The sequence below is a fragment of the Cohnella mopanensis genome (assembly GCF_022352055.1).
Lineage (GTDB): Bacteria > Bacillota > Bacilli > Paenibacillales > Paenibacillaceae > Cohnella > Cohnella mopanensis.
This window is the reverse complement of sequence record NZ_JAKRWM010000013.1, coordinates 61,321-87,723: the sequence shown is the minus strand read 5'-3', so window position 1 is coordinate 87,723 and position 26,403 is coordinate 61,321. Positions and strand designations below refer to the sequence as shown.

Genomic DNA, 26,403 nt, shown 5'->3' with positions numbered 1-26,403 from the left:
ATTAATCCCCAGGTATGCTTTTCCCTTTCCGTAGACAGATCATTTGCGGTGACCTCGTAGAGACTCCCGAGCCTATTCCCGGGATTATACGAAAAGATTATTCAGTTGTTTGTCCAATCCATATTCTAGGTCGTAAGACCTTGTCTGTCAACGGTTATTTACGAATAATGACACCCTAATTATGGAGAGATCGTTCGGAATTGATAGATTTTTCAGTAATGATTGCGGTTTATTTCCATTGAAAGCGAAAACAAGGCAAACTTCAACAACAAAGCTTTATCCGATACGCCAAAAATAAAGCCTGCCGAGAAGTTCTCGGCAGGCTCGTTTTTTACTCCCACTCGATCGTGGCAGGAGGCTTAGACGTAATATCGTATACGATCCGGTTGACGTTCTGTACTTCGTTGACGATGCGGTTGGAGATTTTCTCCAGGACGTCGAATGGGATTCTCGCCCAATCGGCGGTCATTCCGTCGATTGAAGTAACGGCGCGGATACCGACTGCGTATGAATACGTGCGGCCATCGCCCATTACGCCGACGCTCTTCATGCCCGGCAACGCCGTGAAGTATTGCCAGATCTCGCGATCCAGGCCCGCTTTGGCGATTTCGTCGCGAAGGATCGCGTCGGACTCGCGAACGATCTCGAGCTTCTCCGCGGTCACTTCGCCGAGTACTCGGATCGCCAGACCCGGTCCCGGGAATGGCTGGCGCATGACGATCGCTTCCGGCAAGCCGCATTCGGCGCCGACTTTACGCACTTCGTCCTTGAACAGCGTCTTCAACGGTTCGATCAATTTGAATTTCATGTCTTCCGGCAAGCCGCCGACGTTATGGTGAGACTTGATCGTCTGCGCCGTCGCCGTGCCGCTCTCAACGATATCGGTATAGAGCGTGCCTTGCGCTAGGAACGTGAAATCGTCGAATTTCGCGGACTCTTCCTCGAACACCCGAATGAAGTCCGTGCCGATGATTTTGCGTTTTTTCTCCGGATCGTCGACGCCCTTCAGATTGCCGAGGAACCGTTCGCTCGCGTCGATCTTGACGACGTTCATGCCGAACTTGCCGACGAACGTCTCCATGACGCTTTCCGCTTCGCCTTTGCGAAGAAGGCCGTGGTCGATAAACATGCAAGTAAGCTGTTCGCCGATCGCCTTATGGATCAAAATGGCGACGACGGAGGAATCCACGCCGCCCGACAATGCGCAAAGCACTTTTTTGTCCCCGACTTCCTTACGGATGTCAGCGATCATATCGTCGATGAACGAGCCCATCGTCCAGTCCCCGCGACAGCCGCACACTTCAAACAAGAAGTTGCGGATCATTTCGTTCCCGTAGACGGAATGGCGAACTTCAGGATGGAATTGTACCGCGTAGAACTTCCGGGAAGGGTCGCTCATCGCGGCAACCGGAGCATGCTCCGTGCTCGCGTCGACGCGGAAGCCTGACGGAAGCTCGGTTACGTGGTCGCCATGGCTCATCCACACCGTTTGACGGCTATCCAAGCCTTTAACCAAGTCGGAACCTGCTACGAAGTCTACGTCCGATTTGCCGTACTCGCGTTTGTGCGCGGGCTCTACTTTACCGCCTTGCTGGTGGGTCATCAATTGCATGCCATAACAAATGCCGAAAATCGGAATTCCCAGTTCATAGATCGCCTGGTCAATAGTCGGAGCTCCCTCCGCATATACACTGGCAGGTCCTCCCGAAAATACGATCCCTTTGGGTGCAAGCTCACGTAGCTTGTCCGCCGTCGTATTGAAGGGAAGAAGTTCGCTGTACACGCCTAAATCGCGAATACGACGGGCGATCAATTGGTTGTACTGGCCACCGAAATCCAATACGACGATCATTTCATGTTGGTGAGTAGTCACTGGGTAAATCGAGCCTCCTAAGCGTAAACCTTAAATCGCCATTGCTGACGGTCCTATCCGTTCCGCGGGGTAAAATCAATTGAAGTTATTATAGCTTTGCGGCTTCTACAGCGTCAAGGCGAGAAGGCTCCGCCGAGGCCGATCCCCAGCGACATGCCATTCAAATATCATTCGTTAGTGAGCCAGTTTCAATTTGCGGTCAGTCGGCAAGAACACGGCCAATAGACCAAGGAGCGGCAAGAATGCGCTTAGCTTAATGACGAAGGAAATGCTCGTAGCGTCCGCCAACGTTCCGAGAACGACGGAGCCTATTCCCCCGAGACCGAACGCGAGCCCGAAAAATAGGCCCGATACCATCCCGACTTTGCCGGGCAGAAGCTCTTGAGCATACACGATAATGACCGAAAATCCGGAGAGCAGAATAAATCCGATGAAAATAAGCAAGATGATCGACCAGAAAAGGTTCGCATATGGGAGAAGCAACGAGAACGGAGCGGTACCCAGGATGGAGAACCAAATCATGTTCCTTCTGCCGAATCTGTCTGCCAGCGGTCCGCCCATGAAAGTGCCTACGGCTCCTGCCGCCAATAAAGCGAATATGAACACTTGAGCGTATTCGGTTGAAATATGATGATAATCGATCAAGTAAAAAGAGAAGAAACCCGTCATGCTAGCGACGTATACGAATTTCGAGAAGAGCAGCAAGATTAGTATCGTCATTGCGTAAGCGATCGTTCTCGTTGGAAGCGGCTCTCTCTTGACAACTTCTTTCTTCTTCGCGGTTTGGCGGCTAATGTAAGCCTTATACCATCTCGCCACGTAAATCTGCACAACGAAGGCGACAGCGGCTGCGATCGTAAACCAAATGATTCCGAATTGACCGAAGGGAACGAATATAAGCGCAGTAAACACGGGAGCCAAAGCTTGCCCGATATTCCCCCCTGTTTGGAAGATCGATTGCGCCAACCCTCTGCGAGAGCCCGCTGCCATGTAGGCGACCCGGGAAGCTTCGGGATGAAGAACCGCGGAACCGAGCCCGATCAGCACAACGGAGACGATCACCTGCCAATAGCTCTCGGCAAAAGCTAGCACGACCATACCGAGAAGCGAGAATAGCACTCCCGTGGGGAGCAAGAACGGCTTTGGCTTTGAATCGGTATATAAGCCGATCACTGGCTGCAACAACGATGCCGTTACGTTAACCGTGAAGGCAATCCATCCGATCTGCGCAAAGCTAAGTTTCATGGACTCTTGAAGAATCGGGAAGATAGCCGGTATAACGGATTGAATGGAATCGTTCAGCAAATGAACGAGACTGATGGAGAACAAAATGGTGTAGACCGTGTTTATTTGTGCGTTGGCTAAATTTTTCGTGCTCATGCAGCACAACCTTTCATCTTATCATCTGATGTTTTATTACGCAGAAGTACAGTAGAACCTGTCGAATGTTTGCCTTTCCTTTCCCTTTCATCCTATCATCTGACGTTTAAGGCCATGGAAGTAGATTGCCGGTAGTATCCCGGCTTTCTTATCCCATTCTGTCTCTAAGTTGACCTACCGTTCCGTCTAGGTTGCGAAGCGTCCAGTGCTCGGCTGCCGCTACGTCCTTCGCCTTAATGGCCTCGTAGATCTTCTCGTGAATTTCGGTGTTGGGATCGTGTCCCTCCTTCTCCTTCGCAAGCTTGAACAGGGCTTCTCGCAGCGCGGAAGAGAACGTCCGATAGAGATCGACTACGACATGGTTTTTGCTAGCTACGGCAACGGCGATATGGAACTCGATATCCGAATTAAGATAACCGTTGATGTCATCTTTGTTCAAGGCTTCGGAGCGCTGATCCAGATGGGCGCGCATATTCTCGAGATCTTGATCGTCGCGGCGTTCGGCCGCCAATCTTGAGATTTCAAGCTCCAGCATTTTGCGTACCTCGTACACTTCGACGATCTCGGCTCTTCTAAGCCTATGCTCAAGCGGCTCTTGAATGCCCGGCGTCGAAGCCAAAAAAGTTCCGAAGCCTTGCTTCTTCTCCAACAATCCGGCATGCACGAGTACCCTAACGGCTTCGCGGATCGTGGAACGGCCGACTCCGAACTGCTCCATTAACTCGGGCTCCGTCGGGATCTTCTCGCCGTATTTCAATTCTCCGCTCGAAATCGTCTTCTGCAATTGGACCACGACGTCGTCGACCAGCTTCGTTCGGTGGAGCGGCTGGAATGAAACCTTTGAATTCGAATTCATCAGATCATCTCCTGTTTAAAGGATGGTAACATAATTGCTTTATCTTGAACATCCCTTTTTTTACAAGAAGAAATGAACACGTTACACTACTTGTTTCTTTTTCCCTTTTCCTGCAAAGCCTGCTTTACGTTCTCGACGTGGCCCTTCACCTTAATATTGCGCCATTCCTGCAAGAGGATGCCTTGCTCGTCGATCAGGAAAGTGGAACGTACGATTCCCATATAGGTTTTACCGTAAAGCTTCTTTTCCTGCCATACGCCGAACAGATCGCATACCCGATGTTCCGGATCTGCCAACAGCAGGAAAGGAAGCTCGTACTTCTCGACGAATTTGTGGTGTCTTTTGAGCTCATCCGTGCTGATGCCAAGTACGATCGCGTTCGATTGCTCGATCGTCGCGTTGGCGTCGCGGAAATCGCAAGATTCCTGGGTGCACGCCGGCGTCATGTCCTTCGGATAAAAATAGATCACGACCTTGCGTCCTCGATAATCGCTTAGTCGGATCGTTCCCCCATTCGTGGCGGGAAGCTCGAAATCCGGGACGGGTTGTCCGAGTTGAAGTTGTTGCTGCGTCATACTGAAAACTCCTTTTGCATCTTACTTAGAATAACGGCATGGAATGCCGCTAATCTGATCCTCGACACCTTGCCGTGACCTCATAGTGGCATTCCATGCCGTTATTTCCCAATTCAAAACATCCATTTAGGTAAAAATCGGGCAGATAGAGGTACCATATGCCGTTAACCTGCCAAAAACGGACTCTAATCATCCAATAGCGGCACGGCGTGCCGCTATATTCAAATCGTACCACTACTGTGCTCGATACGACTCATTCGACGGATTGCCACCTTGGTGCTCCATTGTTACTGATCAAATCCGAAATCCAATCAACTTCCCGCGCCGCGATAACGACGAACGCCGTAGTTCCAGAACCAGAGACCGAGCGAGAGCACGATGACCCCGACGACCGGAGTAAGCCACGCCATCCACCACTCCTCCAAGCGCCCTAGGAAGAACGAAGCCGGATATACGCCGACGAAAGCAAACGGAAGAACAAACGTGAGCAGAAACTTGATCGTCTTGTTGTAGATTTCGACCGGATATCGGCCATAGTTCTGAATGTTGTAGATCAACGGTCCGATACCCGTCGGCGCGTCCGAGTAGAAAGATATGGCAGACAGCGCGGTGTAGATGCCCATATAGATGAAGCACGAACCTAACACCATTACGATCAACGCGAGCGGATCATACCAATGGAACGGCAAGCCGAGCGTCGTCCAGGAGATGATCATGATGACCAAACCAACGATAGAGCCGACTATGGCCGGGGGATCCATGTTTTCCAGCATGACCTGGGTTAAAGAGTGCGCCGGGCGCGTCAGAACGCGGTCCATCTCTCCTTTGACAATATACCGTTCGCTGAAGTTCCACACGTTAAAGAAGGTCGTGAACAACCCGGAGGCGATCATGAAATAGCCGTATACGAACACGACCTCCGATTCGCTCCAGTCTCCGAGCGACGGCGTGTGCAAGAATACGATAAAAATAAATACAAGATTTAACCCGTTAAACATCAGATCCGACAATACCTCGATCCAGAAGTCCGCGCGGTAGCTTAGTTTCGTTTTCATATAATTAGCGAAATAATCCCGATACAAACCCAACATGAACGCAAAACGGCTCATCTGCTCAACCTCCCTGCACGAACAGTCGACGACGCGCCGCCCGCCATACGAGCATAATCGGAACGATTAACACGACTGTCCAAATCACTTGCACGAGCAACGCATTCCAGATCGCGGCACCCTGAATCCGGCCGGTGAACACGGAACCCGGCAAATACGTAATGGCTTGAAACGGAAGCCAGTTCATGACCGAGATCGCCCAACCGGGAAAAAAAGCGATCGGCACGACGACGCCGGACAGCAAGTCCACCAAAATTCTTTTCATTGACATGATGCCTTGGTTGTTCTCGAAGAAGAAAGCCCCTAACCCCGTTAGGATGTTGAGCTGCGTATTAATGAGAAAGCTGAACCAGATCATGACGAAGAAGACGATCCATTGAACCGGGTCGGTAGGCAACGTAATCGGAAAAATAAACGAAACGATAATCATGCCCGGCACCATGAATAGCCCGAGTCGAAACAACCCTTCGCCGAAGCCCTGCATCATCTTGACCAGCAAGTACGAATAGGGACGGATGATCTGAATGGCAACGCTGCCGTCCACGATCTCGCCCGATATTTCTCGGTCTAGGTTGTTGAAATAGAAAGCTCTCGCCATCCAAGATACGGCCACGTAAGTAGACATCTGTATAACCGTGAAGCCCTGAAGCGTCTCGGCCTCGCCGAAAATCGCCTTCCATAGGAAATAATAAGCCCCGATGTTAATGGCATAAATAATAATGCCGCTGTAGTAATTGACCCGGTAAGCCAGCATCATCAGAAACCGGATGCGGACGAAATCCAAATACGCGCTCGTCATGATTCGCCTGCCCCCGTCTTGACCGGCTCCTTCTGGTCGGTACTGCCCAAGTCGTCCGACAGAGCCGACAAATCTCTCGGAGCATCGGCGCTGCCCGATTGGTATATTTCGCGGACGATCTCATCGGTATTCGTCTCGAAAATCTTGATATCGCTAATGTCCTGCTGGCCGACGACTCTGGAAAGCACCTCGGACACGTTCATCTCGCGGGGAATCCATACTTTAGCCGTCACGTCGTTCTCGAGCGTCCATCGGACGGCAAGATCTCCGGTCATCGCGGACACGGCCGGAAGCGACACGGGGTCCGTGAACTGGAACTGCACTTCGCGCCCTTTGCCCCAACGGGACTTCAGCTCCTCCAGCCCGCCGTCGTATATAATTCGACCGTCGTCCAGCATGATGACCCGCGAGCAAAGCGCCTCGATATCCTGAAGATCGTGCGTCGTCAGCAAAATCGTCGTTCCTTGCTCCCGATTCAGACGTTTGAGGAATTCGCGAATTTCCGTCTTAACTACGATATCCAAACCGATCGTCGGCTCGTCGAGAAACAGGATGGACGGATTATGAAGCAATGCCGCCACCAGTTCACAACGCATCCGTTGTCCAAGGCTCAGCTTGCGGACGGGACGATTAAGCAAGTCCTGCAATTGCAAGGTTTCCACCAGTTCGTCGAGCCTATGGCGGAAATCCGTTTCGCTAACCCGATACACCTTGCGAAGAAGCCGGAACGACTCGATGACCCCGATATCCCACCAGAGCTGGCTGCGCTGTCCGAACACGACACCGATTTCTTGCACGAATTTCTCCCGATCCTTATAAGGAACGTAGCCGTTCACGACAAGCTTGCCGGAGGTCGGCACCAGGATGCCGGTCAGCATCTTGATCGTCGTCGATTTGCCGGCGCCGTTCTCTCCAATGTATCCGCATATTTCGCCTTGCGGAATTTGAAAACTAATATCTTTAACGGCGGCAACTTCGGTGTGCTCTCGTTTGAATAGATCCTTAAGCGCGCCCTTCAATCCTTCGCGGTTTTTCTGAACTTTGAATTCCTTGCGCAATTGGTGTACATCTATGGCTAACATATGAACCTCCTGTGATCAAGTCGCGTTCATGAGTATGCGATACTTGCTTATTCCATTGCCGAAACTTTATAATTTTAACATACAGCAACCCGAGAGGACATACATTAATGAGCAAAAAGCGGAAGATTACCCTTTTCAGCATACTGTCTTTAGCGTTTATTTTTATCTGTGTGGCAGGCTGGTGGGTGTTCTCAAGTGTGAATGAGTTGTCCCACGCCAAGAAGACCAAAGAAGAGTCACGATTCAATCAATTCGAAGAAAAGCCCGAATATAAGCCCCCGGAATGGACGGGCTCCGAACGCGTTAACGTGCTTCTTATGGGCGGCGACGATAGAGGTCTAAAGAAGGGCGAAGTCGCTCGGTCCGATTCCATGCTCATCGCTTCCTTCGATCCCGTAACCAAGAAGATCCACCTATTCTCGGTTCTTCGCGACACGCACGTGAAAATTCCCGGGTTCAAGGACAATCGCGTCAATGCGGCCATTACGCTTGGAGGCCCTGAATTAGCAATGAAAACGATCGGTGACTTAACCGGTTTGGACATTCAGTATTATGTTTATGTTGATTTCCAAGGATTCATTAAATTGGTCGATGCGCTCGGCGGAGTCGATTTCTACGTAGAGAAAGATATGAAGTATTCCGATGCCGCGGATAAGCACTTGTTCGATATTGATTTGAAAAAGGGACAGCAGCATCTGAACGGAGATAAGGCGCTCCAATACGTTCGGTTCAGACATGACAAGCTTTCCGATTTTACCCGTACCGAACGCCAACGCGATTTCCTTAAAGCCGTCGCATCCAAGATGAAATCCGGCTGGAATCTGATTAAGCTACCGGATATTTTGAGCGACGTAATCCCTTATGTTGAAACCAACATGTCTACCGGGGATATGTTAAAGCTTGGAACGTTAGGTTACAAGTCGCATCAAGCCGGATCCGCGCAAATCCCTCCAATGGAACTCGTTACGGACGAGAAAGTTAACGGTTCGGCCATGCTGGGAATTCGCGATCGCGATGCACTCAAAGGATACGTGCAAGAAGAATTGAATAAAGACGACAGCTTGGAAACGCCGAGTCCGTCTCCGTCTTCAAGCGGAAACAGCAGTACTAAATAGTAACGAGTTAGTAAGCGGAGGGTTTACCAATCATGCAAAGATTACGTTCAGAACAATTATATGAAGAAGCGCAGCAGCATATCGTAGGCGGAGTCAACAGCCCATCCCGTTCGTTCAAAGCCGTTGGAGGCGGGGCGCCCGTATTCATGAAGCGTGGCCAAGGGGCTCACTTCTGGGATGTCGACGACAATCGGTATATCGATTATTTGGCGGCTTTCGGGCCGATCATTACGGGTCATGCCCATCCGAAAGTAACGGAAGCGATCGTCCAAGCCGCCAATACCGGAACATTGTTCGGAACGGCGACAGAGCACGAAATCAGGTTGGCGCAGGTACTGAAGGAAGCTATTCCTTCAATGGATAAAGTCAGGTTCGTCAACTCCGGCACGGAAGCGGTCATGACGACGATCCGCGTCGCAAGGGCGTTCACCGGACGCAACAAGATCATTAAATTCGCCGGCTGCTACCATGGACACGCCGACTTAGTACTAGTCGCCGCGGGCTCGGGGCCTTCGACGCTCGGAATACCCGATAGCGCGGGCATACCGCCTAGCATCGCCAGCGAAGTCATTACCGTGCCTTTCAACGAGCTGGACGGATTACGCGAAGCGCTCGAACGCTGGGGGGATCAAGTTGCGGCCGTTATGATCGAACCGATCGTAGGCAACTTCGGCATGGTTATGCCGAAGCCGGGGTTCCTGGAGAGCGTATGCGCGATGGCGCGGAATGCGGGAGCGCTCGTCATCTACGACGAGGTTATCAGCGCTTTCCGGTTCCATTATGGCTCAACTCAGACTTTGTCCTTGTTTCCCGACCACGATGCGATTCGTCCGGACTTAACCGCGCTAGGCAAAATCATCGGCGGCGGCTTACCTATCGGAGCCTACGGAGGAAGGGCCGATCTCATGGCGATGATCGCACCGCTCGGACCGGCCTATCAAGCAGGCACAATGGCGGGCAATCCGGCATCCGTCTTAGCAGGATTAGCTTGCTTGGAAGTGCTGCGGGAGCCCGGAGTCTACGATCGAATGGAAGCCATGTCGATTCGGCTCTGCGACGGCCTGCAGGCTTCGGCTGACCGCCATGGCGTTCCGCTGACGATCAATCGGATTCTCGGTGCGTTCTCTACCCATTTCTGCGGGCATCCCGTCACTAACTACGAGGAAGCGCAAGGCTCCGACGGCGAGCAATTCGCCCGCTTCTTCCGCCTGATGTTGGAACGTGGCGTTTATCTAGCACCGTCCAAATACGAGGCATGGTTCCTCACCACCGCGCATGCGGATGCGGATATCGAGGCTACGTTAGTTGCAGCGGAAGATTCCTTCCGGGAAATGGCGGCAGACAAGTAAACTCTCGCATGATCGCAAACAACCCTATTGAAAAACGGAGAGGTTGTCCCATGACGAATTATGGGACAGCCTCTCCGTTTTATTTAATCAAGGTGCAGTTGTTCCTCAAGCTGTACGTTCGTTTGGTTAGGAAATTCATCGGAAAACGTCTTCCAGTTCATGTCCATCTCCTCGTCCGTCAGCAAGCAATCGTCCAATTGCTCGGTTAGCGTCCGGCGATCCATCGCCAAGCCGATGAATACGAGCTTGGTCACCCTGTCGCCATAGACGGCATCCCAATTATCGGACACGCTCCGATCTTCCTGCAAGATGTCCTCCCTTTCCTGCTCCGGCAAAGAAGCTACCCAGTAGCCGGCTGGACCGAACTGAATCGAAGGCCCTGCTTGACTGAAATTTTGCGCCATCTCATTACGGGTAGCTAGCCATACTATTCCCTTGGCACGAACGACTTCAGCGGGCCATTCGCTCATCCATCGCATCAAGCGTTCAGGATGGAAGGGACGAACCCGTTCATAGACGAATGACGAGATGCCGTATTCCTCCGTCTCCGGAACGTGGTGCTCCTTCTCCATTTCCTGAATCCAGCCGGCAGAACGGCTAGCTTCGTCGAAATCGAACAAACCCGTGTTCATAATATCGGAAGCCTGGATTCGCCCCCATTCCGCCCGAATCAACTTGGCGCGCGGTTGAAGGCTGCGAAGCACCGTCTCCAGCTCGGCTAACTCCTTCTCTTCGACTCTGTCGCATTTGTTCAGAACCAACACGTCGCAAAATTCGATCTGGTCGATCAACAAATCAACGACTTCCCGATTATCGTTTTCTCCAATCTCTTGCTTGCGATCCCTCAATGTCTCGCCCGAGGCATAATCGCTCCAGAAGCGGTAAGCGTCCACCACCGTTACCATGCAGTCCAAACGGCAAAACTTCGTGAGGTCCACGCCATGCTCCTCGTCGATATAAGTGAACGTCTGAGCTACGGGGATCGGCTCTCCGATGCCGGTAGATTCGATGAGGATATAATCGAAACGGTTTTCTTGGGCCAGCCTCTCCACTTCCCGCAGCAAATCTTCCCTAAGCGTGCAACAGATGCACCCGTTGGACATTTCCACGAGCTTCTCGTCGGTATGAGACAATCCTCCACCGTCCTTAATGAGATCCGCATCGATGTTGACGTCTCCTAGATCATTGACGATAACGGCCACGCGCATCCCCTGCCGATTGTTCAATACGTGGTTAAGAATCGTTGTTTTACCGGCGCCCAGATATCCGCTTAGCACGGTGACGGGAAGTTTATTTTGCTTATTCATTTTCTCATCCTCCAATTAATACGTAATTATTACGATTAGTTAACTAAAAAAATGCCGACCTTGTATCGGCAAGTATTCTTCCTTTATGTTAATCGTAATTGTTACGTATAAGATTATCAGCGGATACGTATCCTGTCAACAACGAACTACCGGATCATACGGCAAAAGAGCCCTCGATCCGCACGGATCAAGGGCTCCTCTTCATTAGTCCGAATTATTTAGCTGTCCCTGTCGCGTCCGGAGCCGGAACTTCAACGTCGGGAGCTGCCGCGTCTGCTACGACTTTGCCTTTCACGTCAATCAACTTAGCTTCCGTCCCCGTGATGACCCGCGCAAGCCCTTTATCGAACGCTTCTACGGAATCGTATTGGGCTTTAATGACCACTTCGCCCTTTTTGTTGATGAAGCCGTATTTGCCGCCTTCCGCGAAAGAAGCCAATCCGTCGTGGAAGTCACCCGCGTCTTCGTATTTCGTGCTAAGCACCGTCTCGCCTTTGCGGTTCACGTAACTGTATACTCCGTCATTGACGACCGCGGCAAGCCCTTCGCTGAAGGAAAAACCTTGAGCGTAAGTCGCGGCGATAGCCAGCTCGCCTTTGGCATTGACGTAACCGAAGGAGCCTTCGCCTTCCTCTCCTTCCGCCTGCACGAGTCCGAGTCCTTCACTGAAATCGGAGGCATGCTGGTACACCGCCGGAATTACGACTTTGCCCGTTGCATCGATATAGCCATACTTCCCTTCGATCTGCACGGCTGCGAGCCCGCCGGAGAAGTAAAATGCGTCTTCGAACTGCAACGGAATCACTTCTTTGCCCGAATGATCGATGTACCCGAACAGATCGTCTTTGCGAACGAGCGCCAATCCTTCGGAGAAGTCGAAAGCTTCGTCGTAGTCCGGACTTAAAACCGTTTTGCCTTGGCGATCGATATAAGACGCTTTACCGTCATTTACCACTAACGCAAGACCGTCGGAGAAGTCGTAGGCTTCCGTATATTGAGGCGAGATCACGTATTTGCCCGCAACGTCGATATAGCCGTACTTAGTGTACTTTTTGACGATAGCAAGGCCTTCGCTGAAGCCGTTTGTTTCATCATATTTGGCAGTAATGATTTTATCCCCGAACACGTTCACGAAGCCTTGTTTGCCGTTGCTGGCGAATGGATGCAACCTAGGAGAAATATTCAGCGTAGAAGTCGCGCTGTTCCATACTACCGTCGCGCCGAATTGCTCTCCGATGGCCCGTGCCGGTACCCACAATACTCCGTCCTTAGATTGGGTAACTGCCGATAGCGTTACGCTCTTCCCGTTCACGATCGCTGTGTTAGAGTTCTCGCTTAGCGTAACCGTCCGGTCGCCGTGCACGATTGTTGTCGCATTGGTCGTTTTATCCCACTTCAAGCTCGCCCCGATGGCGGAAGCGAAAGATTTAATCGGCAAGTACGTCGTTCCCTTGATCGTTGCGGTCGTAGAGCCGGATTGAACGACGCCGTCTACGACTATGCTCGCGCTAGCCGTCGCTGCGGAAGCGGAGGAGGCGTAGCCGAAGCTGGCGATTTGAATCGCCGCAAGAGCGGTTGCTGCGATAATTAAGCCTTTACGGATCGATGGTCGTGTATGGGACATATGGACATTCTCCTTGTCTATTGGGGGGATAGTGTGAACTGCTCTATTATTTTTTTAAGTAAATTTGGTCGAAAGTCCCTTTGTCCGCAAAATGATCCGCTTGAGCCTTCGTCCAGCCGCCGAAATCGTCAATCGTAATCAAGTTCAATGTCGGGAAGTTTTTCGCGAATTCCTTCGCTACTTTGGTGTTGATCGGACGATAGAAGTTTTTCGCGGCGATCCGTTGGCCTTCTTCCGTGTACAAATAATCCAGGTATGCCGTGGCCACTTCGCGAGTGTCGTGCTTGTTGACGTTTTTCGTCACTACGGCAACGGTCGGCTCGGCGAGAATACTTAAGGAAGGCGTCACGATCTCGAATTTATCGCCGTACTCTTTTTTCGCTAAATAAGCTTCATTCTCCCATGCGATAAGAACGTCGCCGATTCCTTTTTCAATGAACGTGTTCGTGGATCCTCTCGCTCCCGTATCCAACACCGGAACGTTCTGGAACAGCTTCTTCACGAATTCCTTCGCTTTATCGTCGCTATTGTTGTTGTGCTTCAATGCATAACCCCATGCCGCCAAGTAGTTCCAACGTGCTCCGCCCGATGTTTTCGGATTCGGAGTAATGACCTTCACGTCGGATTTAACGAGATCATCCCAATCCTTGATGTTCTTCGGATTGCCTTTGCGCACCAAGAATACGATCGTCGATTTGTACGGCGCGCTATTGTTCGCTAGACGTTTCTGCCATCCTTTGGCGATCAATCCTTTGTTCTCGACCGCGATTACGTCATATTCGAGCGCCAACGTCACCACGTCAGCTTCCAGACCGTCGATAACGGAACGGGCTTGCGCGCCGGATCCTCCGTGTGATTGCTTGATGTTCACCTTCTGACCGGTTTTCTTTTCCCAGTACTTGGCGAATGCCGCGTTGTATTCTACGTACAGCTCGCGGGTCGGATCGTAAGAGACGTTAAGCAGGTTGACGCTTTTCTTCTCCGATTTCTTCGTGACCGCACCGAATACGGTCGTCGTGGATAATACCAATGCTAATGCGGTAAGCAAGATGAGGCTTAATGATTTCTTCATGCGAATGACACTCCTTTTTATTTAGAAAATGTAGTGAACGCAAAAGGCCCCGATTTCGGACATACGCATAGCGCAATAGCTGCAACTGTGCGGATGTGAAGTCGAGGCCTCCGGTTTACCGGTCGGCGCGATGGCACGATCCTTTTGATAAACCCATCATATTCCATACTATTCCTAGTTGTCAACTATGAATTAATCATTGACAACAACTTTATCCTGTTGCTACAATCACCTCAATAAATCCAATAATTTCTATTGGAATTAATAACTTAAAAAAGGGGAACCTCTATGAACAAGCGCAACAGCACGCGCATAAGCGCTACTCTCATCGGTCTAATTGCACTTATCTTACTCACGATGACAGCCTGCTCGGGAAACAAGAAAGCATCCGTCGAGGAAGAAACGCCGAAATCCGATTATTCAAAGGCAGTGGCTTTAATCAACGCGGTATCGGACGGAACATCGGAGGTATTCAAAGATCTGGACAATGCTTTTATTAAAAGCTGGAACGAACGCACCGGACAATCCTTGACCATCGAAACCTCTTCCGGCAGCTCCAACATCGAGAAAGATGCCATTATCGGCGGCCAATTAAAAGCGGATATCACAACGCTCGGCGTAGGAATCGACATTGACGCGCTTCAAGTGAAAGGCCTCGTCGGCGAAGGATGGCAGCAGCGTTACGACTATAATAGCTCGCCTTTTTTCACCGCCGTGGCATTCGTCGTAAGATCCGGCAATCCGCTAGCCATTACGGATTGGGAACAACTCGCGCAGGGCAATGTTCAGATCGTCACATCCAATCCAACGACGGATTCCGACGCTCGTTGGTACTATGCAGCTCCTTGGGCTTACTCGTTGGATAAACAAACCGAAGATACCGAAGCAGCCAAAGCGTTCGTAACGAACTTCCACCAGCACGTCACCGTATTGGCCAAAGACGACAAGGAAGCGGAGAGTGCCTTCTTGGATCAAGGCAAAGGAGATGTATGGGTGACCACGGAAAGCAATGCGCTTCGGATTACCAACTCGACCGGGAAAGGCAAAGTCGAAGTCGTCGTACCTTCCGTAACTCTAGCCGTAGAACCGATCGTATCCGCCGTGGATAGCAATGCCGATGCCAAAGGCACCCGCGAAGCAGCGAACGCTTATGCGGATTACTTGTTCACGGAAGAAGCGCAGACCACTGCGGCCAAGCATTATTTCAGGCCAAGGTTTGCTTCCATCGCAGAGCAATTCCCAGGCGTATTCGCCGATGCCACGCTCCTTACGGTTGATGATAACTTAACCGGATGGGAAGACCTGCAACAAGCGCTATTCGCTGAAGGCGGATTGTTCGGGCAATTACCGGCAAAATAACGTTTCGTACGTTCGAACACTTGCGATAACGAAGAAAAAGGGCCTTCCCTCTACCGGGACTGCCCTTTTTCTTCGTCGTTATTGTTATTCTGCTCCACTTTAACGCCCTCATATCTGCCATCCACTTCCTGAGCGATGGCCCGATAAGCTTTCGTTTCCTCTACGACCGGATCGAGCTTCGCCTGAACGCGTATTTCCCATCGCGGGGGGAGCCTTCTCGTTGCCTCGGCCTCCGCATTCTCGACCGACGGTTCGGACGTCTCTTCAGTCAATTGCCGGGCGAGCAGCTCTTCGGCTTCTTTACGGTCCACATCGTTCGCCCCCTTCTGTCCTAGGATGGTCGAAACTGCCTCATCTCATGTATTTGCCGCTGCTTGAAGCTCCTGAACGAGCTCATCATGAATGAGTCCATTACTCGCGGTTATGTTACGTACCGAGAGTTGATACGGTTGACCGGCTACGTCCGACAAGCGGCCTCCCGCTTCCTCGATCAATAGCGAGCCCGCTGCGATATCCCATGCGCTTAGATTGTATTCCCAGAATCCGCTTAATCGTCCCGCAGCGACGTATGCCAGATGCAATGCGGCCGATCCGGCCACACGCAAATTGCGAACCTTCGGCGCCAATGCCTGAATGCCCTTCATGTTAGCTGGAAGCGCTACGTGTTGATCGGCGGGGAATCCCGTCGCCAGCAAACTGTGATTTAACGAGCTCTCTTCGGACACTCGCATTTTGCGGCCGTGCACATAAGCGCCCTTGCCTCGTTCCGCGACGAAGAGCTCGTCCCTTGAAGGGTCGTACACGACGCCGACGATCACTTGCCCGCGATGCGCCAATGCAATCGATACGGAGAAGAACGGAAAACCGTGAACGTAATTCGTCGTTCCGTCCACCGGATCTACGATCCACAAATATTCGGAGTCACTTACTTCCTGCAACGCTTTGGCCGATGCCTCCGGTCCTGGCTCAACGCCCTCTTCCCCCAGGAAGGAATGGGTAGGAAAATGCGTCGCGATCAGATTGCGAATCATCCGTTCCGCGCCTTTATCGACTTCTGTCACAAGATCGTGCATAGAGTATTTCGTATCCAATTGGGTGATGCTACCCATTTTGCTTTTAATCCACTCTCCGGCTTTGGCCGCGCAGTTGACGGCTACCGCCGTGAAGCTCTTGCCGCCGATAATGCTTTCCGGCTGGTTAGCGTCCATAATCCATCCCTCTAATCGTTGTAATCGTTAAAGAAAGACAAGGTTGTCTTTCTTTATATCATATACGAAAACTCAACGAAGCGGTTGCGATGAATGCACTAGGATGAAATATATTTCGTAACCGCTGTTCGCGAAATTAATACTATTATACCTTCGCCTCTAATAACAATGCGCGTAAAAAACCTTCAGCCAATTAAGCAAGTGGCGAAGGTTTCTTAGACTCTATTCTATTAAGGAGCATAATCCCCATTATAGCTAACCAGAACAACGTCCTTAACTCCGTCGAAGGAAGAAAGTTCCGTCACGAATGCCGTATTATCGTCTCGCAGACGGATCTCGACCGTCATCTCCGTCATGTCTTTACGAACGGTCTTGGACTTCAGCACATGTTTCATGCGGCGCAACGTAATTTTCACCGGCTCGCTCGCCTTTTCTTCATATTGGATGATAAGCAGGTATGGCGCATCCTTGCCTTTCCGCTTTGCCAGCATGAAGAGCACCGCGCTGATCGCCAGCGATCCGATTATCGCGATCGGATAAATTTTGGCACCGGTAGCGATTCCCGCCGTAACGGCCCAGAACGTAAACATGATGTCCATCGGATCTTTAACGGCCGTACGGAACCGAATGATACTCAGCGCCCCTACCATTCCGAGCGATAGAACGATATTCGTGCTGATCGTCATGATGATGAGAGTTGTTAGCATGGTCATAATAACAAACGTAATATTGTAATTATGGCTGTATACGACCCCGCGAAAAGTTTTGTAGTACGTCCAGTAAATAAACATCCCTATCGCAAAAGCAATCAGGATGCCGATCGAGAGCTCTAATAACGATACCTGCTTGAACGATTCCAATTCTAGAATACTTTTCTTGAAAACATCCTGAAACGTCGTTTTATCTCCCATAAGGTACTTACTCCTTTTATACATCTAGTCTGCATAACTTTTTCTTCGTTCCCGGCAAATGACATACTTCGATATAGTCGACCGATTATGCTCGGACATTTGAATGAGCCCATACACGAAATCCGGTAAAAATTGATTGTACTTCACTTCCAGAATCGTTTTGGGCCCCTCTATCGACTCTACCATCGGTAAGTTCACGTCGAAGATATCCAGCGATTGAATGCTTGCTTTCAAGCTTTTGTCGAACGTAATCCTCACGTCGCTTACCGGATAAATATAAGCTTCGCGAACGTAATCCACGACGACTCCGGGCTTCATGTAACCGTGTTTGCAATCTATGTAGAAGTCACGTACCAACGGGAGTTCCGAATCTCTCATAAAGTCGATATCGCCGTTAATAACCCGGTCGAATTGTTCCCTTGACATACTGGCCGACTCTTTGGCGATGTAATCGTGATACTTGCTTTTGCGTTCCAGCTTGATGACTCTATCGCTTTTGTTATAAATACGAATCCGGTACTTCTTGCGCTCGAAAATGCCGTTGTTCTTGTCGAGCAAGGCCGATTCGTGCATATTGTCGAAATATAAACTCCGAATATGGTAGCCCTCTCGACCGATCGAATTTTTGTCCAACGTAAGTGCGGAGCCTACCCTATTGCGAAGCGCGAGCGCTTCATGGTAATGGATATAATATTTCATTTCGTGACGCAGCTTCTTCCCGGCGAATTGCATCTTACTCGTCTCCTTTCCCGGCATGATTCGTTGCGAATCCGTACGCCTTCATCTCTTCGTCCGACAGTTGAAAGAGCTTCTTAATTTGAAGAGACATCGCATCTCCGCGTCTATCGGCGAAAGCGACCAGCTTGTTCACTTCGGCTTCCCACCCTTGCAATGTTCCGTTCCAACGCGTCTGATGTCGCCCCATCTCGGGTTCAAGCTTCTTTTGCAAAGCTTTGATCTCGCTTATGACTTTGTCCTTCCCAAGCGGACCGTTTAGAATTTCACCGCAGCGGCGCAGAAATTGCTCTCTCATTTGCTCATCGAGCAATAAGACCTGCAGCACCTTTACGGACGGATGGCGTGATAGCTTGGAAGACATTAGCCTAGTAAGGGTGGGTTCATCCGCTTGTCCGAAGCTTAGATCCGCATCATACAAGAGCCAGCGCCATTTGCCGTCGCCCTCTTCCGAACGCCAGTAACGAATGTTGTGGTCCGGCCAATCGGTATTCCCGATATAAGCTTCGAAAATCATGTAATCGAACAGGCTCGTCACATCGATCCGGGAAATCAAATTAGCGATTGTATCCTCTGTCGACTCATCGCTTTCCAGCACTTTCATGAGCTCAAGGAAAGCGCGATCGTCTCCCGCTTTGACTACGCCGTCCGATTCCAGCAGGTCAATCGACTTCTTGGAGAAACCGGAACGTGCCGAGATGAGGCTCTCGTCCATCTTCTCGCGCAGGTCATGAATGCCCCAGTATTGTCCGTTCAGATAGACGATAACGGGTCGGTAGGATTGAACGTCGCTTAGTATCGGCTCGGCTAACAAGGAAGACAAGCTATCGCGCATATGGGTCAGCGGAAAATCCTGCCCGCCGTTGCGCAGAATAAGATTGTTGAAAGTTTTCCGTTTCAAGCTATCGAAAAACCGATAGTCGAACCTTTTCGCCCCATATCGCTTCTTCGCTAGCAGCTCAAGCGACTTCTGCGGTTGCATGCGCGATTCTCCTCCGAACAATTCCATTCCGGCTCCGCTCTCGTAAGCAATTTTTCCCGCTTCATCGAAGTACTGAACGTTAACCGGGATCTCCCGATTTCCCCAGAAGTTCGCCCCCTTGTAGGGCGGGCTCGGATTCCCGTTCTTCCCGAGTACGTATATCCCCTCTTCATCCGACCACAGTTGCTGCGGATTCGCGACGATCGAATAGACCGGAAGCGTCGGTTTAACTCCGACGCCGAACATTCCGATCGTTTCCGGTCCGGCCGATCCATCGTCCGAATAAGCGCGTGCCCGGATGACTACGTCGGAAGTCAAATCGATCTTATTGCTGAATAGGGCGGACTCCATCGTCGGCTCGGTTCCATCCAACGTATACCTCACCATGAAAGATGATTGCGTTGCATCAACCTTCAACCCGATGGGCTGACCCTGCTCGTACCAACCGGGCTCGATCGAAAATAAGACTTTCGCTTCTAGCTGCGGCGACCCAGAGGGCTGAAGAGTAGGCCGAGCGGTAGGTTGAACGGTAGATGAGTTGTCCGAATTGCCCGTATCCCTTCCGATGATCACGATTGCCAGGAAGAGGGCGAGCAACGATAACCCGATAACTATGTTTCTTCTCGCATTAATCGCGGTCAACCCCTATTCATCCACATAAAATACCCGTACGCCGAAATAATGGTCGCTCTCCACATCCTCGTAGCTATCGAAGGCCGGAACCTCATGTCCCTTGGAGTCCTTCGCCGTCACTTTCCAGAAGTACTTGCCTTTAGGCAATCCTTCCACCTCAACGGATACCCCCGTTAAAGTGATATCCTTAATCGGGTTGGAGAACGATGGATTCTTGGCCAGTTGATAACGATAAGTCAGATCATCGCCTTGCAGATCGTAAGAGACGCCCCAGACGAACGTGAAAGTATTGTTCTTCCGCTTCACATCCCCCATGAAGAATGGCATAGGCTGTTCCAGCATCTCGATAAAACGCTGCTCGTTCAATTCCGATAAGGGTTTCATCTTGTCGAGCACTGATTCGTAGATGCTAATCGGGTCCGGAAGATCAACCAAATCCGGTTCCCGATGCACGAATTCCGAGACGATCGGTCTATACGTCTCGATCATCTTAGCCGTTTGCTCAGGGTTGATGATCTTCTGCAACTCGTCTATTTTGTCCCGGAGAGCTTGAACGTTGTCCGGGTTCTTAAAGAAGCGACTCTGTAGCGTATTTCCCCAATAGTTGGATATTCCCCTTTGCCACGGGGCGCGCCTTTCGGCGCTCTCCTCGTCGAAATCGGTATCTCCCCAGGCACCGTCGTAATCCCACGGGAGGAAAAACCACTTGTCGGAATTCAGCGGGGAGTAGAGCAAGAAATTCTGGTTGATCGTGTCGAAGTTATCCATGAGAATATTCACGGCCATCCAAGTCAGGAAGTTATCCCGATCGAAGTACTTGTCGAACACCTGGTCGAACGGTAACGACAAGTCGTTGACGTCATCTAACATAAGCAAGAGCTTCTCATGATCCATGCTCCCCTTCGGCTCAAGCACTTCGTTGAATTTCTTCTCGTCGTAGGTCGGGTCATTCGTTGTCTTCAAGGCATCCGGATAACGCAGAAATTCAAAGCGGGATGCCTTGTACAGATGTCCGTTCGAGTCCAGCCCATGCGATTTTAGAAAAGTTTTATTAGGTTGCTCAATCTGGGTGTACAGGCCGTAATCGACATATCCGGCATTGCCTCCGGCCGTCAGATCCTTGACGTAGAGATGAACGAATTGCGTTCTTAGACTGGTGAAATCCGGAATCATCGTGAAATAATCGAAACTGAGCTTATTCCGCAGCCGAGTGGAATCGAATGCATGTTTAACCAAATTAATCGTTCTTTGATTCCTCCATAGACCTGCCTCATCGAACAGCTTGATCTTAAAGGATTTCTGGTTTGCTTTAATGGTAGATTTGCCCCGAATCGAGATGACGCCGTTGGCATGCGTTTCCCCGAATCCGAATTTCCCGCTTTCGGGACCCTTTTCGGTGCCCTCTTGCAAGACTACTTCTAAAGTCTTGTCTTCCGTATTTTGTTCTAACCGATTGATGGCGTTAAATTGCTTCCACGATAGAGGGTGTTCTGACGTTAAGTTATGTTCTGCAACCGTCAAATAAAAGTTGACGACTTCATCCGCTTTATCCTGTTCGTATACGCTCCGGTCCTCGACAAGCTTCGTGTTATAGGCAGCGGCTAGCTCGGCTCTGGTCTGATGCACCGCGGACGGTTGCGCTTGCTCCTGAACCTCGGTGGTACATCCTGCGATAACGGTCATTGCCAGCAGGAATGAGCAGGCTGCCGCTCCTGATCTGTTCAGATTTTTCATCTTCTCATCCTCCTTCCGCTAACTTTTCTTTAACATTCGTATGTATTTATTGTCGTACTCCTTCACGACCAGCGGCTGTGCGCTGAAAGTGTAATAATTCAGGTTCCGCAGCACATGAACGAGCCTCCATAGCGTAAGCAGAAGAGTGACGAATGAGGCAACGAAAAAGGAAAACCCTTGATCTTCAAATAGCAGGAAGACCAACGTGCAGACGATATTCAATAGGAAGAACGCTCCCGCAAGCGCGAAGACACCCTTCCTATCATCGAAATAAAGCAACACGAGCGTCAATACGCTGTACAGGATGTAAGAGAAGAAGCCCAACACCAAGATGTTAAAAATATCGATTTGCGCGGAAGTAAATCCGATATACGGTAAAAACCGGATTCCGAGCGCGATAGCAACAATAGAGAAAAACAACTGAACTCCCATGGTCATCGTCAGTTGTTGAAGAAGGGCCTGATAGATGTCGCGCTTAGCTCTATTAATCTCTATGATCGATCCTCTATTCAGCACGGCATTATAGTAATTGCGGAACTTGGAGTAGAATACCGTTTCGAGCGATACAATGAAAATGATCAGCGTCGGAATAGCGGATATGAAGGCGTAGAAAACCGCAATGTCATACTCCGGCGCCATCAGGAACGTTCCTCCGACCCATCTCCCCTTATAGCCGAACCATTGAATAAATTGATGGGAGTATAATCCGATCGCGGATAATGCACCGATGGCGATCAAGGACGGATATTTGCGGATGTAAGCAAAGAACGCAAAGTCGGAAACGGGCTTGCTCGTCTTGAAGAAACGTTCAATCTGATAGAATAGCAATCCCGCTGCAAGAGCAAAACCGATATCTATGGCAAACAGGATGGCATCGATCGTATGTAAGTCCAACCACTCCAGCGCAATAATGACCGATACCGTCGATATCAAAGCCCCTACGGCAAAGGCGGCGCCAATCTTGCGGAAGTCCTTCATCGCGCTTATGAATACCGTCTCGGTCCACATCGTAATGAGAGTCATATAAAAAAGGAAAAGCGCGATTTTCGTTGCGAACGACATATCGACGAAAATCAAAAATATAATCGCCGGTACGCTGCCTAGTAAATAATTAATAATCAGAGTCCCATGGAACGAAGGCAGCAAGGCATGGAAATAACCTTGGTAAATAAAATCAGATATCGAGCGCGTGACAAACAAGGAGAGCACGTTCGTCACGATATAAGAAAAAGTAAAAGCATAGACGACGCATGCAAGGAACAATTCCCGTTCGATGAAGGGTACGTCGTATACAATCAATAACCACTGAATGATCGAGATAAGTAATATGCAGGAAAGCATCGGCCCTATCGTTACGACGGAAGAATAGGAGAAGGCCTTTACCTTGTTGACCAGGCCTTGTTTGTCGTAGAGCTTCTTCAGCTCGAAACCTATTCCTGCCATTGTTCCACCTCCCCAACCTTGCGATATAATTCCTTGTAGCTATTGATGAAAGCTTCGTTCGTATATCTGTCCCGAGCGCGCTGCAACCCATTCCATCCATACTCTCTACGCATGCGTTCATTGCGGCAAAGCGTAACAATAGCCTGACCGATTTGCTCATAGTTCATGACTGACGCCACGATGCCCGCTTGGCCGTAATCGTCATCCTCCCCGTATAGAAGCTCTTTACAGCTCCCCACATCCGTCGTGACGATAGGCTTGCCCGCAGCCATTCCCTCAAGAACGGCTAACGGTTGACCTTCGCTTATGCTCGTTAAAGCAAGAATGTCCATCTTGCCGATATAGTCCTTTACGTTGACGTTACCCGTGAATACGACATCTTGCAGTTCTAGCGCTTCTACAAGCGCCAGACACTCCTCGTAATATTCCAAATCTTCTTCATAGGGACCCATAATATAGAAGCGTGCTTCCGGAATTTCGTGTTTAACGATTTGGAAACTATAAATCATCGTCTTGATGTCCTTAATAGGAACGACCCTGACTAATCCGCCGATCCATATCGGTTCGCCCTCCGGTTTAACCGGAAGCCCTTCATAATCCTCAACGTTAACGCCGTTCGGGATGATGCAGATTTTGTCCTCCTCGCAATTAAGCTCGATCTGGATTTGTTTGTTCCTGTTAAATAGCGTGATCACCTGATCGGAGGATTGATAAGCGCATTCGGACAATGTATAGAAGTATTGGATCCAAATATCCTTGAAATAACCTTTGACCCAATCCGCTTTGATAATCTCTTCTTCCCGTTCCCTAGAATAGATCCCATGCTCCGTCAACATCATCGGCTTGTTGTACAGGTGCTTGCCTAATCCGGCGATTACGCCCGCGTAACCTGTAGATACCGAATGATAGACGTCCGCCTCCGGAACAGGCTCTCGGATGGTTAGGAGCAGCGGAAGAATCATGGAACGAACCGTCCAGAACATCTCCGTAAACGGGATTTGCCCATATTGCTCTAAGCAAAGCTCGCTAATGATATCGAAATAATCCTTGCTCATCAGGAAGTCGGCCGCATGATGCAACTTATCGTTCCGAAGTACCTCGAAGATGGAGTCCCAATTGACCCCGTTACCGCCGATCAACGACTTCAGTGCTGTCTTCTGGGACTCGCTGAAGGTAAATCTGTGCCCCCACTTGCCTTCCGTTCGCAGATACTCATCCAAGAACACCTCTCGAACTTCTTGAACGTTAGTCGGCAGCTCGTATTTGAACTTTCCTTGTTGTTTTCTTTCCGCAGCGATGGCGTAAATAATGAATTGGTGCTCCGGCATATTGCGGATCAAGGAATGAATCCAACTGGATACTCCCCCCGTAATGTAAGGATACGATCCTTCCGCTACTAAACAGATTCTCAACTTTTGCCCCCCAGTTCGATGGAAAAGCGCTCGTTGTCAGCCTCCACCAGGTAGGTTTCGCTATCGATTCGAGTTAACCGACAGTTTTCTGTGCGGGAAATTTTCTTGCCCGACCGAAGATAATAATACAATTTTCCGCCAGAATACTGATTGATATATCCGTCTATCCGATTCCCGGAATATACAAAATGGGGCTCGCTAAGGGAATATCGCTTCAGTTCCGCGCTTGCCTCAGTCGCCGTCATGCTTCTCAGCCACCCGTATTTGCGGTCAATCGTATCCATAAAATCGCTAAACATTGCAAATAATTGCTCCCACGTATAAGGAAAACTCCGCTCATGGTCCAAAATATCGTCCGGATGGATGAAGTGGGAGAATACGCCGATCGACGAAGCCGCGTTGGCCGCAGCCCATTCGTTGAACACATCCGCCTTGAACCCGGACGTAACCCTCGGCAATTCTACGATTCCGTCGGCCGCAACTTCGAATTCCTGAACATAACTGAGATGTTGAGTATCTTCGCTGTATACGGACGAGATCGATTTTAATTCCGGCCAAGCCGCCTTTAACGCTTCCCTTCCATCCTCGCCTAATACGTTGGACGGAGGTACATAATTGTGGATTCCGTACTTGGGTATCGAGGTATGAACATATTGGATCACGGTCCGTATGGATTCCTCCATGCTCTCAAGCGATTTCCATTTCTTATATCCGAACACGGTTTGAGCTTTATGGTTGGAGATCAGCGATTGGTGATTATATCCGTGAATTCCGATTTCTCCGCCCCGCTTAAGCAACTCTCTGCCGAACATAATCAAGTTAATATTGTCGGAATCCGTCGGTCGCTGAAACGGAGGTTCCACGTTGTCGTCATAAGATTGAATGACAACTCCTGTATACTTCAACTGGTAGCGGGCTCCGAGACGAAGCATGTCCGGCCACCACACTTCCTTGAAGAACCTCGTCAAATCCCTCTTGTAGATCGCGTAAATATCTTCCTGTATCCCTACCGGCAACGGTGCCGGAAAATCATCGATATACATGAGCTTCATATTCATGATGGGATAAATATTGTCTTCCTTAAGCAAGCTGATCGCTCCCGCCAAGAAGCCGCGACTCGTCTTCTCTTGAAGCATCGAACCGTTGAAGACGACGAATATCCCTTTGCCATAAGAAATATCCCACAACAGCGGCAAGCCATCCTTCGCTTTGGCATGGATGCGCGCTTCCTGTCCCAATTGAAGCCGCAAAGAGGAGTTCTCTACTGCCTCTCCGGGAAATTCCTCGCCTTTATAGTTGACCAATACGTTGGTCTGAAACACCAGGCCGCTCGATAGAATATAGTCTCCAATCTCGTTGATGCCCAACTTGCGATAAATACGATAAAGGCTACTATCGATTAAGGGTATCGTCGTAAATAATACATTTCCTCCCCGCTCGACATACCGCTCGAGCCATTCGTTGTTTGCCAGCTTACTCAGCCCTGGATCCGCAATGATAATACTGTCGTAGTCCTCGCCGGAGCCTTTGTATTGATCCATGCCGATCACGTCATGCTGCTTCTTCATGTATCCCAGCGTTTGAACGAGGTTGTTCATCATTCGAGTGCTATATGTCTCGTTAGAGTCGTAAAGCACGAGCAGCTTCTCCTCATCCAGTCGGGAAATCTCATCTTCGGATAACGGGTTGATTCCGCCAGTGGATGCTGGGGATGCCCAACCATTCAGTTCTCCACCGAAATGCAGAATCGAATTTAGTCTAGTCATTTGGATAGCAAGGGACAGAAGAAGTACAAAACCGAGAATATAATAAATTTGCTTATCTAATTTGAACTGCTCTTTCATT

The 26,403-nt window shown here is 50.1% G+C and carries 22 protein-coding genes and 1 riboswitch; of the genes, 3 read left to right on the top strand and 19 right to left on the bottom strand.

The window, feature by feature from the left end; genetic code table 11:
• Positions 1 to 11 precede the first annotated feature (11 nt).
• Positions 12 to 112, bottom strand: a riboswitch (purine riboswitch).
• A 219-nt stretch (positions 113 to 331) separates the two neighbouring features.
• The 7 genes from guaA to L3D05_RS18890 all read right to left on the bottom strand — a co-directional run bounded on the left by guaA (position 332) and on the right by L3D05_RS18890 (position 7,674).
• On the bottom strand, positions 332 to 1,852 hold the full coding sequence (guaA, locus tag L3D05_RS18920) for a glutamine-hydrolyzing GMP synthase (protein WP_239617960.1): 1,521 nt from the start codon (positions 1,850 to 1,852) through the stop codon (positions 332 to 334).
• A 195-nt stretch (positions 1,853 to 2,047) separates the two neighbouring features.
• Complete coding sequence (locus L3D05_RS18915) at positions 2,048 to 3,253, bottom strand: MFS transporter (protein ID WP_239617883.1); 1,206 nt, start codon at positions 3,251 to 3,253, stop codon at positions 2,048 to 2,050.
• Between the two features lie 148 nt (positions 3,254 to 3,401).
• Positions 3,402 to 4,109, bottom strand: coding sequence for a FadR/GntR family transcriptional regulator (locus L3D05_RS18910; protein ID WP_239617882.1), 708 nt, complete (start codon positions 4,107 to 4,109; stop codon positions 3,402 to 3,404).
• Positions 4,110 to 4,195: 86 nt separating this feature from the next.
• Complete coding sequence (gene bcp, locus L3D05_RS18905) at positions 4,196 to 4,684, bottom strand: thioredoxin-dependent thiol peroxidase (RefSeq protein ID WP_239617881.1); 489 nt, start codon at positions 4,682 to 4,684, stop codon at positions 4,196 to 4,198.
• 311 nt (positions 4,685 to 4,995) lie between these two features.
• Positions 4,996 to 5,793 carry an ABC transporter permease gene (locus L3D05_RS18900; protein WP_239617880.1) on the bottom strand — a complete coding sequence of 266 codons (798 nt, stop codon included), beginning with the start codon at positions 5,791 to 5,793 and terminating at the stop codon, positions 4,996 to 4,998.
• Positions 5,794 to 5,797: 4 nt separating this feature from the next.
• Positions 5,798 to 6,592 (bottom strand): ABC transporter permease, encoded by a 795-nt coding sequence (locus tag L3D05_RS18895; protein WP_239617879.1) that lies wholly within the window; start codon positions 6,590 to 6,592, stop codon positions 5,798 to 5,800.
• Positions 6,589 to 7,674, bottom strand: a complete 1,086-nt coding sequence (locus L3D05_RS18890; RefSeq protein ID WP_239617878.1) for an ABC transporter ATP-binding protein — start codon at positions 7,672 to 7,674, stop codon at positions 6,589 to 6,591. The genes L3D05_RS18895 and L3D05_RS18890 overlap by 4 nt, the downstream gene beginning before the upstream one ends.
• Positions 7,675 to 7,781: 107 nt before the next feature.
• Between L3D05_RS18890 and L3D05_RS18885 the strand changes: the two genes are divergently transcribed.
• Together L3D05_RS18885 and L3D05_RS18880 are read left to right on the top strand one after the other, a co-directional pair.
• Positions 7,782 to 8,789: an LCP family protein gene (locus L3D05_RS18885; RefSeq protein WP_239617877.1), complete on the top strand. Its 1,008-nt coding sequence runs from the start codon at positions 7,782 to 7,784 to the stop codon at positions 8,787 to 8,789.
• Between the two features lie 32 nt (positions 8,790 to 8,821).
• The gene (locus L3D05_RS18880; RefSeq protein ID WP_239617876.1) at positions 8,822 to 10,138 is read left to right on the top strand and encodes a glutamate-1-semialdehyde 2,1-aminomutase; all 1,317 of its coding nucleotides are present in this window, start codon (positions 8,822 to 8,824) and stop codon (positions 10,136 to 10,138) included.
• An 83-nt stretch (positions 10,139 to 10,221) separates the two neighbouring features.
• Here L3D05_RS18880 and L3D05_RS18875 read toward each other — a convergent pair whose 3' ends face one another.
• The 3 genes from L3D05_RS18875 to L3D05_RS18865 form a co-directional block, all read right to left on the bottom strand.
• Complete coding sequence (locus L3D05_RS18875) at positions 10,222 to 11,445, bottom strand: GTP-binding protein (protein WP_239617875.1); 1,224 nt, start codon at positions 11,443 to 11,445, stop codon at positions 10,222 to 10,224.
• A 214-nt stretch (positions 11,446 to 11,659) separates the two neighbouring features.
• Positions 11,660 to 13,069 (bottom strand): WG repeat-containing protein, encoded by a 1,410-nt coding sequence (locus L3D05_RS18870; protein WP_239617874.1) that lies wholly within the window; start codon positions 13,067 to 13,069, stop codon positions 11,660 to 11,662.
• 46 nt (positions 13,070 to 13,115) lie between these two features.
• Positions 13,116 to 14,141 carry a sulfate ABC transporter substrate-binding protein gene (locus L3D05_RS18865; protein ID WP_239617873.1) on the bottom strand — a complete coding sequence of 342 codons (1,026 nt, stop codon included), beginning with the start codon at positions 14,139 to 14,141 and terminating at the stop codon, positions 13,116 to 13,118.
• A 288-nt stretch (positions 14,142 to 14,429) separates the two neighbouring features.
• Here L3D05_RS18865 and L3D05_RS18860 point away from each other — a divergent pair, with 288 nt between their 5' ends.
• Positions 14,430 to 15,500: a sulfate ABC transporter substrate-binding protein gene (locus tag L3D05_RS18860; RefSeq protein WP_239617872.1), complete on the top strand. Its 1,071-nt coding sequence runs from the start codon at positions 14,430 to 14,432 to the stop codon at positions 15,498 to 15,500.
• Positions 15,501 to 15,550: 50 nt separating this feature from the next.
• Here the strand turns inward: L3D05_RS18860 and L3D05_RS18855 are convergent, their stop codons facing one another.
• The 9 genes from L3D05_RS18855 to L3D05_RS18815 form a co-directional block, all read right to left on the bottom strand.
• Positions 15,551 to 15,811, bottom strand: coding sequence for a hypothetical protein (locus L3D05_RS18855; protein WP_239617871.1), 261 nt, complete (start codon positions 15,809 to 15,811; stop codon positions 15,551 to 15,553).
• Between the two features lie 45 nt (positions 15,812 to 15,856).
• Positions 15,857 to 16,708 (bottom strand): inositol monophosphatase family protein, encoded by an 852-nt coding sequence (locus tag L3D05_RS18850; protein ID WP_239617870.1) that lies wholly within the window; start codon positions 16,706 to 16,708, stop codon positions 15,857 to 15,859.
• Positions 16,709 to 16,938: 230 nt separating this feature from the next.
• Positions 16,939 to 17,619, bottom strand: coding sequence for a DUF4956 domain-containing protein (locus tag L3D05_RS18845; RefSeq protein ID WP_239617869.1), 681 nt, complete (start codon positions 17,617 to 17,619; stop codon positions 16,939 to 16,941).
• Positions 17,620 to 17,643: 24 nt separating this feature from the next.
• On the bottom strand, positions 17,644 to 18,351 hold the full coding sequence (locus tag L3D05_RS18840; RefSeq protein WP_239617868.1) for a polyphosphate polymerase domain-containing protein: 708 nt from the start codon (positions 18,349 to 18,351) through the stop codon (positions 17,644 to 17,646).
• A 1-nt stretch (position 18,352) separates the two neighbouring features.
• Complete coding sequence (locus tag L3D05_RS18835; protein WP_239617867.1) at positions 18,353 to 19,978, bottom strand: CotH kinase family protein; 1,626 nt, start codon at positions 19,976 to 19,978, stop codon at positions 18,353 to 18,355.
• A gap of 3 nt (positions 19,979 to 19,981) precedes the next feature.
• Positions 19,982 to 21,703 (bottom strand): CotH kinase family protein, encoded by a 1,722-nt coding sequence (locus L3D05_RS18830; RefSeq protein WP_239617866.1) that lies wholly within the window; start codon positions 21,701 to 21,703, stop codon positions 19,982 to 19,984.
• 18 nt (positions 21,704 to 21,721) lie between these two features.
• On the bottom strand, positions 21,722 to 23,146 hold the full coding sequence (gene pelG, locus L3D05_RS18825; RefSeq protein WP_239617865.1) for an exopolysaccharide Pel transporter PelG: 1,425 nt from the start codon (positions 23,144 to 23,146) through the stop codon (positions 21,722 to 21,724).
• A complete protein-coding gene (gene pelF, locus L3D05_RS18820; RefSeq protein WP_239617864.1) occupies positions 23,134 to 24,558 on the bottom strand; it encodes a GT4 family glycosyltransferase PelF in 1,425 nt (474 codons plus the stop codon). Before pelF ends, pelG begins: the two co-directional genes overlap by 13 nt.
• A complete protein-coding gene (locus tag L3D05_RS18815) occupies positions 24,555 to 26,402 on the bottom strand; it encodes a DUF2194 domain-containing protein (protein WP_239617863.1) in 1,848 nt (615 codons plus the stop codon). The genes pelF and L3D05_RS18815 overlap by 4 nt, the downstream gene beginning before the upstream one ends.
• Position 26,403 lies beyond the last annotated feature (1 nt).